The sequence below is a fragment of the Shewanella sp. cp20 genome (assembly GCF_000832025.1).
Classification (GTDB): Bacteria; Pseudomonadota; Gammaproteobacteria; order Enterobacterales; family Shewanellaceae; genus Shewanella.
Window position 1 is genome coordinate 381,764 of the sequence record NZ_JPII01000007.1, and the last position, 8,396, is coordinate 390,159.

An 8,396-nucleotide genomic window follows, 5' to 3' on the forward strand; every position below is an offset into this window, starting at 1 on the left:
ATGTCGGGGTGAATGGTATAACTTGAGGTTGGCAGAGCGGTTTTATCATCGGCAAGCTAGAGCCGCACATTAGTCGTTCTGCTGTCTAAATCGCTACTGATGCCATAGAGACCTGTTTTTACACAGATAGTAAAGATAACTTAAACTTTGAAATGCCAGCCTAAGCATTATTTTTGGGTATTGTTTTTACGAAGTATCAAATGAAGTTAAATCGAAGAGAGATAATTACTCTGTGTAGATACGCCGGTGACAGTCGGTTTCAGGGCCGAAAATGTTTCCGCCATTTATCGGCATTCTCTCCTTCCGTGGAGGTCAGACGAAACTGTAGAGCGGCCAGGGATGGCCTCATAGCGTGTCACTGGCAAATCTCAGTATCAAGTCCGATACAACACCTTCACCACATGCCAGCCGAACTTAGTCTTCACCAGATGCGGGGTGATCAGCTCGCCGGTGAAGCAGACCTTGTCGAAGGCAGGGACCATCTGTCCTTTCTTGAATTCACCCAGGCTGCCGCCTTTCTTACCCGACGGGCAGGTTGAGTGTTTCTTGGCGAGTTGGTCAAACTTGGCGCCCTTGTTGAGCTTTTCGATGATCTCTTCGGCGAGCTCTTTATGTTTGACTAAGATATGAAGCGCCGCTGCGGTTCTGGCCATCTGGTGTTGCCTCTTGGCTAATAAATTGGATCTGATACTGGCCATTATACTGGCTTAGGCCTCGCTGGCCCAAGAGGATTTAGCCCACCTTGGTTTGGGGTTGCCCATTTCACTCGGCAATAGGATAGCCAGGATTGTGAAAGGGCCTCCGTAAAGGAGACCGTTAGGTGATTAAATTTGCCGAGCCTTAATTTGACAAGCTTTAATTTGCCGAGCGTAGGGTCGATTTCCGATAAGAATAGTGATTGTTGATGAGTAGATTTTCAGACAGCGTCATGGCCTTGGCTGTGACCGCCTCCCCCTCTTGTTGATACTTGCTGACCTGATAGTTAACGAAATCAACCACATAAACGGGCTTGTCCTGCTTCGCGAGTACCTTGGCGGCCTGTTGCTGGGCTGCGGCCGATGAGCAATCGTTACATTCAATGGCGGTAAAGTTAGCGAAAGTTGCGCCCGAAAATGCCGACGAGACGAGTAGGAGTGCTGTAGGGATCATCTTATTCATTATTATCTTCCTTATGGTAAATGTGACCGATGTCACATTTATTCTGCTGTGCAAAATATCATCTGTCTAGTTTTTGTCTTAAAAATTAATATCTTGCTCATGTCTAAATTAGCGAGCGCTAAGCTTGCTGGCGCTGGGTTTGCTCATGAACTGAGGGGCTAACCCATTGAGAAGGCTGGGGGAATGATAAGCAAGGAGCCTATTGGGCGAGTATCTGTGGCAGCAGATGAGGGATTTATTGATTGAGCGCAAGCTTAATGAGGTCAGATAGCTGTCTGACACACTTGGTTTTGTTATAATTCTTATCCATTTCTAATCGGTTTTTTCGAGGCTTTTGATGGCGCGCAACGTAGGCACGGAACTTGAGCTTATCCATCTGTTTGTACATCTGGTGAATACCGGAGGGTTTTCGCAGGTGGCAAAAGAGCTGGGAATACCTGTGGCTACCGTGAGTCGCAAGGTCACTAAGCTGGAGAGCTTGCTCGATACCCAGCTGATCATGCGCAGCACCCGTAAGCTCAGGCTGACCGAAGAGGGCAGTGAGCTCTTTGGCCGCTATCAAAATGTGGTCGCCCAGTTTGACCGTTGTAGCGAGCCCAGAGTAGAGAAGGCCGAAGGTACGCTGCGCATCGCGGCGCCCGTGTCGATCATCTCGATGATCTTCATCGGGGTGCTGAACGACTTCTCCAAGACTTACCCGGATATTCAGCTGCACATTACTCAGAATAACTCCAGCATAGATCTGATCGATGAAGGGGTGGACGTGGCCATTGTCGGCGGCGCCCAGCCGGATTCCTCCTGGGTCTCCAAGTCGCTTGGGGTGCTGGATTATGCTTTGTTTGCCTCGCCGGGATATCTTGCCTGTGCCGGCATTCCTCACCATCCCGATCAGCTGGTGGAACATTCCTTGATCAAGGTGTGGCCCCTGTTTAACTGGTCGATGAAACACATAAACGGCGAGGACTTTTACTACGAGGGGCCGGCCAAGCTAACCCTTGGCGATCTCAACGGCGCGGTGAAGGCGACGGTGGATGACGGCGGTATCCTCTATGGGCCTGAGTTGTTTGTCAAAGCCGAGCTTGCCTCGGGCGAACTGCGTCGGGTGTTGCCAGATTGGCAGGGGGAGCAGCGGCGGATCTCGCTACTCTACCATCAGCGCACGCATCAGCCCCTCAAGGTGAAGCTGTTTATCGAGTTTATGCAGGAAAGGGCCAGCTGCCTGTTTCATTAATAACTATTCCTCTTGTACCTAATCCACTCGACTCTGCTCGATAAGTATTGGTTCAGATAGGACTGGTTTTCGCTGGTTGAGGCAAAAAAAGCCACCCTAGTAAAAGCGGTGGCCAGGCAGTTTGAGGCTGCTAAATAGGGTTGAAGCTTAGGGAAGGTGCGAACAAGTCGTCACACAGCTCTGGCTTTGATAGCAGCGACAGTTCAAGGCATTCAACTGAGGGCATGCCGAGGCCTGCTGAAGTTGAATAACGCCGAAATGGTGTTGCTATCAAAGCCCCGCAGGGCGAGGCTTACAGCGGTATTTGCTGCGTTACAGTTCTTGCGAAGGACTAGGGCCATTCGCTGCAAACTGTGCCTTGCATCTATCCACTTTAAGCACACGCAGAGCAAGCACGGGACTTATTCGCACCTTCCTTAGGTGTTAAATGAGGTAAACATTCAGGCTACAGGCGCCGTGGGCACCGACGACCAGCGCCTGCTCTATATCGGCCGTCTTAGAGGGGCCTGCGATAAACACGCCGAACTCGCCGCTGTCTAGGCCTATCTTTTTGATCGCCTGATGCAGGTTGGCGACTACCTTGTCGGCGCTCACCACCAGAAACAGGTTCTCACAGATAAAGGGTGTTACCCTGTGGCCCAGGTGTTGGTTATTGACCCAGATGGCACCATTTTCCGCCACGGCGACATCGCCTGGTATCACGGCAAAGTCGATATCTTTCAGTTCGTGAGCCGTTTCCGGGGCGCTGCGGTTGCCGGTGACGCCCTCGACCTGAGAGATCACCTGCTTACCTTCTTTGATCAGTTCGTCCACCTTAGCCTGTAAGGCGGCCAAGCCGCCCTCTCTGTGCAAGGTGCCGGCGACTGTACCCAGGTTGGTTTCAAACTGGCCGATCACATCGTCAAGACGTGGGCTGACATTGATTGGCGGCATGGCCTGAGGTGCAACCGCGACGCTTTTTAATGCATTGAGAATTGATTGCTTGCTCGACATGTTTATTGACCTCTGTTTTTGTTAAACCAAGCTTCGAAGCTGGACTTAGGTGCGACCGGCAGTTCTCTATACTTGCCCCAGGCGCCCGAGAATGGCTTGAGTAGCGATCCCGGCAGGATGCGCAGCGCGGTGCGGGCGACACTCATGGAGCAGTTGAGCATGGTCTCGCTGGCCATGAAGTTGCCGACCAGCGGCATATAGTTGCGCTTGCCGTATGGCAGCTTGCCCGCCTTGGCCTTGAGGCGACGGTGGTGATGGATAATCTTATCCAGCGGCACCTTGGTCGGACAGACATAACTACAGCTGCCGCACAGGGTACAGGCCCAAGGGATAGAGTGAGTGTCATCGGCCTGTGCACCGACGGCGATACCGATAGGGCCAGGAATCGTGTAGTTGTAGCTGTAACCACCCGAGCGACGATACACGGGGCAGGTGTTCAGGCAGCCGCCACAGCGAATACACTTGAGCGATTCGGCCAGAATCTTGTCTTTAAGCATGTCGGTACGGCCGTTGTCGACGATGATGATGTGCATCTCGCCGCCGTCCTGTGGACCGCGATAGAAGCTGCTGTAGGTGGTAATAGGTTGACCCGTCGCGTTGCGGGCCAGGGTGCGTAGCAAGATGGCGGCGCTGTCGAGATCCGGCACCATCTTGTCGATACCCATGGAGTGCAGCTGTAGTTTCGGCAGGTTAGCGCCCATGTCGGCGTTACCTTCGTTGGTGCAGACGACGACTGCGCCTTTATCGGCAATTGCCATGTTGACCCCTGTCATGGCCGCATCGGCCGACAGGAACTGCTCACGCAGGTGGGCGCGGGCGGCGCGGGTCAGATAGGTAGGGTCCGAGGCGCCGGCCTCTGTGCCTAACTTGTCGTGGAAGAGGTCGCCCACTTCCTCTTTCTTCATGTGGATCGCCGGTACCACGATATGTGACGGTGGCTGCTTGGCCAGCTGGATGATGCGCTCGCCAAGGTCGGTGTCGATCACCTCTATGCCTTTGCTCTCCAAGTAAGGGTTAAGGTGACACTCTTCGGTGAGCATCGACTTAGACTTAACCAGCTTCTTCACCTGATGCTTGGCCAGTATGCTATGCACTATCTGGTTGTGCTCGGCGCCATCTTTGGCCCAGTGCACCACGATGCCGTTGGCCTGACAGTTCTTTTCGAAGGTCTCAAGGTACTCGCCCAGGTGGGTCAGAGTATGTAGCTTCATCTCGGAGCCGAGCTGACGCAGTTGTTCCCATTCAGGCAGGCTACCGGCGGCGCGATCGCGCTTCTCACGCAATACCCAAAGGGCCTTAGAGTGCCAATCGACGCGTGCCTCATCTTTACAGAAGATGTCGGCCTTCTTCGCATGCACGCCTGAGTTGAGTGCGGTTGTTTGACTAGACATGGTCGGCTCCTTAGAGGGCTGCGTTGATGACTTCGGCGATATGACGGGTCGCGATCGGCAATAGCTGACGGCGGATCATGCCGTCTAGGTGCAACAGGCAGGAGGGGTCGAAGCCCACTGCATAGGTTGCCCCAGTGGCGGCGTGTGCCTGCGCCTTGTCTTTACCCATCTTGGCGGAGACGGCGCCTTCGTCGACGGCGAAGGTACCACCGAAGCCACAGCATTCGTCGCGACGATCCGGATAGACGATTTCGATGCCAGGGATGCTGCTCAGTACGGCCTCTACCTTATTGGTGCGTGGGCCCATCTGCTCGCTCGGTGTGGCCAGGTCCAACATGCGGATGCCGTGACAGCTGAGCTGCAGGCTGATCTTGTAGTTGAAGGCCTTGTTGAAGGCGGGAATAGGGGCGACATCGTGGAGGAATTCGGTCAGCTCGTAGAGCTTATCGATCACCGCCTGGGCCTCTGGGCTGTCGTCAAACTCATGGAAGTTTTCCTTGGCCGCCACCAGGCAAGAGGCTGCCGGGCAGACGATGGCGTCACACTCGACCCCTTTGAAGGCATTTAACAGCTTGAGGGTGGTCTTCTTGGCTTCATCAAAACAGCCCGAGTTGGTCATGGGCTGACCGCAACAGGTTTGGCCCTTGGGCAGTATGACCTGATGGCCGAGTTTTTCGAGGAGTTCGACGGTTGCGATGCCGACATGGGGCATCATCTGGTTCACCAGACAGGGAATGAATAGGGCTATCTTCATGAAGCACTCTCTTTTTTTGATGGCTGCATGTGGGCGAATGCGCTGGCTTATTCAGTGCCGCTACAGGTGGCATAAGCTTGGTATTTAGCCCATGTTGCAGGGTTATTTGTGATGATAATTTAAGCTTATATCCACATAATAAGTAGTGCTAATTTAGTAAATATATATACGTATTTTTTCATTTCTGAAACAGTGTGATTTTGGTCTCTCATTGTTGGAAAAAGTCACTGATCCAGGTCAAAAAAGGCTTGATTCAAACAATTATATGAAACGGTTGTTTAAATTTTTTATTTGGGCGTACACTTGTAACCTTTTGAAAAGAATGGGCTTAATTTTAAGTTATGTTTGTAACTGTAAAATAAAGCATTTTTTTGAGGTTAGAATGTTTGATCTAATTCGTTTTTTGTGACGTAATGCACACTAGGTTTTCTGGTCGGATGAGTCTGAAAGATGAGTATTAGAACAAAATTTAAAAAAGTACTGCCGAGTATATCTACCACCGAACAAGAGGCGCTCGACGCCGGTGATGTGTGGCTAGAGGGATCTATCTACCAGGGGATCCCAGACTTCGATGCCCTGCGTCAGGTTCCGGGGGCCACCTTGTCCGATGAGGAGCAGGCCTTCCTCGACGGCCCAGTGCAGACCTTGATCGAGATGGTGGATGATTTTGCCATTCAAAACAGCCTGCACCTGCCAGATAACATTCTTAACTTCTTAAAAGAACATAAGTTTTTCTCACTGATCATTCCCAAGGCCTTCGGTGGTCTTGAGTTCAGCCCTTATGCCAACTCAACCATAGTGGCGACCATTGCCGCCAAGAGTTCGGCGGTGGCGGTTACCGTGATGGTGCCTAACTCTTTAGGCCCTGGTGAGCTATTGATGCATTACGGTACTCAGGCTCAGCAAGATTTTTGGCTGCCACGTCTGGCCAACGGCCAGGAGATCCCCTGTTTCGCACTGACCAGCCCAGAGGCTGGCTCGGATGCCGGTGGTATTCCGGATATCGGCACTGTCACCATGGGTGAATATCAGGGCGAGCAGGTGCTCGGCCTGTCGGTGACCTGGGACAAGCGTTATATCACCCTGGCGCCTATCGCCACCGTATTAGGTTTGGCCTTTAAGGTGGAAGATCCACAGGGTCTGTTGGGCGGCAAGGAGCAGCTAGGCATCACCTGCGCGCTGATCCCTAAGTCTCATCCTGGCGTCGAGCTGGGCAATCGCCACGACCCTATGGGCTGTCGTTTCTATAACGGGACGACTCGCGGCGAGAATGTGTTTATTCCGATGGACTTCATCATTGGTGGTCAGCAGAACATAGGTCGCGGCTGGCAGATGCTGGTGGCCTGTCTCGGCGCCGGCCGTGGTATCTCGCTACCGGCACTCGGGGTCTCTGTGAGTCAGGCCTCGTTTAAGTCGTCGGCAGAATATGCCGCCGTGCGTGAGCAGTTTGGTCTGGCCATCGGCAAGTTCGAGGGGATTCAGGAGAAGCTGGCCGATATCGCAGGTAAGACCTATCTGCAAGAGGCGATGCGTGTACTGACCACCGAAGGCCTGGGTCTGGGGCTTAAGCCATCAGTGGTGACCGCAATGGCCAAGTACCACATGACGGAGATCGGCCGTGACGTGCTGAACTCGGCCATGGACATTCAGGCCGGTAAGGCGATTCAGCGTGGCCCACAAAATACTCTGGCTTCTGGCTATGTGGCGCAGCCTATCGCCATCACGGTGGAAGGGGCGAACATTCTGACCCGCAACCTGATGATCTTCGGTCAGGGCGTGATGCGTTGTCACCCTCATCTGCAGAGCATGGTAGAGGCGATTCACAGCGACGATAAGGATGCCGACAAGACCTTTAACCGCATCTTCAAGCAGACAGTGGGCTACAGTGTTGGTAACAGTCTACGTGCCTTCCGCTTAGGTCTGCTACCTTTCACTGCGGGAGCCAAGTCTGAGCTGAGCGAAGTGGTTGAATATGAGAAGGCGGTGCACAAGCTGGCGTCTAAACTTGCAGTGTATGCCGACTTCTCCTTGCTGGTGCTCGGTGGCAAGCTCAAACAGGCCGAGATGCTGTCGGCGCGTCTGGGGGATGTGATGAGCTACCTGTACGCGGCCATGGCCTCGATTCGTTACTACGAGCAGAAGGTGAGCAGCGAACATCGTGCGCAGGCCAAGCCTTATTTCGAGTATGCTACACGTTGGGCGCTGGTTAACGCCGAAAACGCGCTGCTGAGCTTCCTGGACAATTTCCCATCGGCAGCGACCCGCCAGCTGATGAAGCTGATCACTGTGACCTACTCGCCTAAGATGAAGAAGATCAACGACGACCTAGTCCGTGAACTGGCCCACGAGGCGCAGCTCAATACCCAGATCAAGCGTCAGCTGACCCATCTGGTGAAGCCTGTGCCGGGCGATGGTAACGATATCAATCAGCAGGCCTATCTGGCTAAGATCGCCTGTCTGCCGCTGCTGGCCAAGGTGAAGAAGGGGCTGAAGCAGGGCTACTTTAAGTCTGGGGTGAGATTTGCGCAGACGCTGGACAGAGCCCGCGCCGCCAAGATCATCACAGAGGGCGAGCACAAGCAGCTGCTGGATTATAACCTTAAGCGTGAGCGTGCCATTCGGGTCGACGAGTTTGACTTCGATATGCAGCTGGTCGATGACAGAGCGGCACTGAAAATTGCCTAGTGCCTGTCGTGTAAACATAAAAGCCGCCTGCTAGAGCGGCTTTTTTATTTTTGGGGTTATACCAATAGTCGTAAATAATTGATCACGCTAGCTTGTTAAAACGCTCGATAACTGTATTAGTATTTTTAATTGTAGAATAACTACTTATCTAAAAATCCTGCTTTGTTCTCAAGCGTTTTTCCTG

At 52.9% G+C, this 8,396-nt stretch carries 7 protein-coding genes; 2 read left to right on the forward strand and 5 right to left on the reverse strand.

Translation table 11 applies throughout. The features are described from left to right. Positions 1-374: 374 nt before the first annotated feature. Together ppiC and DB48_RS02010 are read right to left on the reverse strand one after the other, a co-directional pair. The gene (ppiC, locus tag DB48_RS02005; RefSeq protein ID WP_041508681.1) at positions 375-653 is read right to left on the reverse strand and encodes a peptidylprolyl isomerase PpiC; all 279 of its coding nucleotides are present in this window, start codon (positions 651-653) and stop codon (positions 375-377) included. Positions 654-855: 202 nt separating this feature from the next. Further along, a complete protein-coding gene (locus tag DB48_RS02010) occupies positions 856-1,158 on the reverse strand; it encodes a hypothetical protein (RefSeq protein ID WP_041508638.1) in 303 nt (100 codons plus the stop codon). A gap of 337 nt (positions 1,159-1,495) precedes the next feature. On the opposite strand from DB48_RS02010, the gene DB48_RS02015 reads away from it, so the two are divergent. Then, positions 1,496-2,389: a LysR family transcriptional regulator gene (locus tag DB48_RS02015; protein ID WP_041508639.1), complete on the forward strand. Its 894-nt coding sequence runs from the start codon at positions 1,496-1,498 to the stop codon at positions 2,387-2,389. A 423-nt stretch (positions 2,390-2,812) separates the two neighbouring features. Here DB48_RS02015 and DB48_RS02020 read toward each other — a convergent pair whose 3' ends face one another. The 3 genes from DB48_RS02020 to DB48_RS02030 are packed head-to-tail and all read right to left on the reverse strand — an operon-like array spanning position 2,813 to position 5,527. Further along, positions 2,813-3,382: a LutC/YkgG family protein gene (locus tag DB48_RS02020; protein WP_041508640.1), complete on the reverse strand. Its 570-nt coding sequence runs from the start codon at positions 3,380-3,382 to the stop codon at positions 2,813-2,815. A 2-nt stretch (positions 3,383-3,384) separates the two neighbouring features. Next, the gene (locus tag DB48_RS02025) at positions 3,385-4,773 is read right to left on the reverse strand and encodes a lactate utilization protein B (RefSeq protein ID WP_041508641.1); all 1,389 of its coding nucleotides are present in this window, start codon (positions 4,771-4,773) and stop codon (positions 3,385-3,387) included. A 10-nt stretch (positions 4,774-4,783) separates the two neighbouring features. Beyond that, on the reverse strand, positions 4,784-5,527 hold the full coding sequence (locus DB48_RS02030; protein WP_041508642.1) for a (Fe-S)-binding protein: 744 nt from the start codon (positions 5,525-5,527) through the stop codon (positions 4,784-4,786). 450 nt (positions 5,528-5,977) lie between these two features. On the opposite strand from DB48_RS02030, the gene DB48_RS02035 reads away from it, so the two are divergent. Next, complete coding sequence (locus tag DB48_RS02035) at positions 5,978-8,212, forward strand: acyl-CoA dehydrogenase (RefSeq protein WP_041508643.1); 2,235 nt, start codon at positions 5,978-5,980, stop codon at positions 8,210-8,212. Positions 8,213-8,396: the final 184 nt, after the last annotated feature.

Excerpts from the sequence above, each read along its gene's own strand:
- DB48_RS02020 (WP_041508640.1), bottom strand. The coding sequence starts at position 3,382 with ATGTCGAGCAAGCAATCAATTCTCAATGCATTAAAAAGCGTCGCGGTT.
- DB48_RS02015 (WP_041508639.1), top strand. The coding sequence starts at position 1,496 with ATGGCGCGCAACGTAGGCACGGAACTTGAGCTTATCCATCTGTTTGTA.
- DB48_RS02025 (WP_041508641.1), bottom strand. The coding sequence starts at position 4,773 with ATGTCTAGTCAAACAACCGCACTCAACTCAGGCGTGCATGCGAAGAAG.
- DB48_RS02035 (WP_041508643.1), top strand. The coding sequence starts at position 5,978 with ATGAGTATTAGAACAAAATTTAAAAAAGTACTGCCGAGTATATCTACC.
- DB48_RS02010 (WP_041508638.1), bottom strand. The coding sequence starts at position 1,158 with ATGAATAAGATGATCCCTACAGCACTCCTACTCGTCTCGTCGGCATTT.
- DB48_RS02030 (WP_041508642.1), bottom strand. The coding sequence starts at position 5,527 with ATGAAGATAGCCCTATTCATTCCCTGTCTGGTGAACCAGATGATGCCC.
- ppiC (WP_041508681.1), bottom strand. The coding sequence starts at position 653 with ATGGCCAGAACCGCAGCGGCGCTTCATATCTTAGTCAAACATAAAGAG.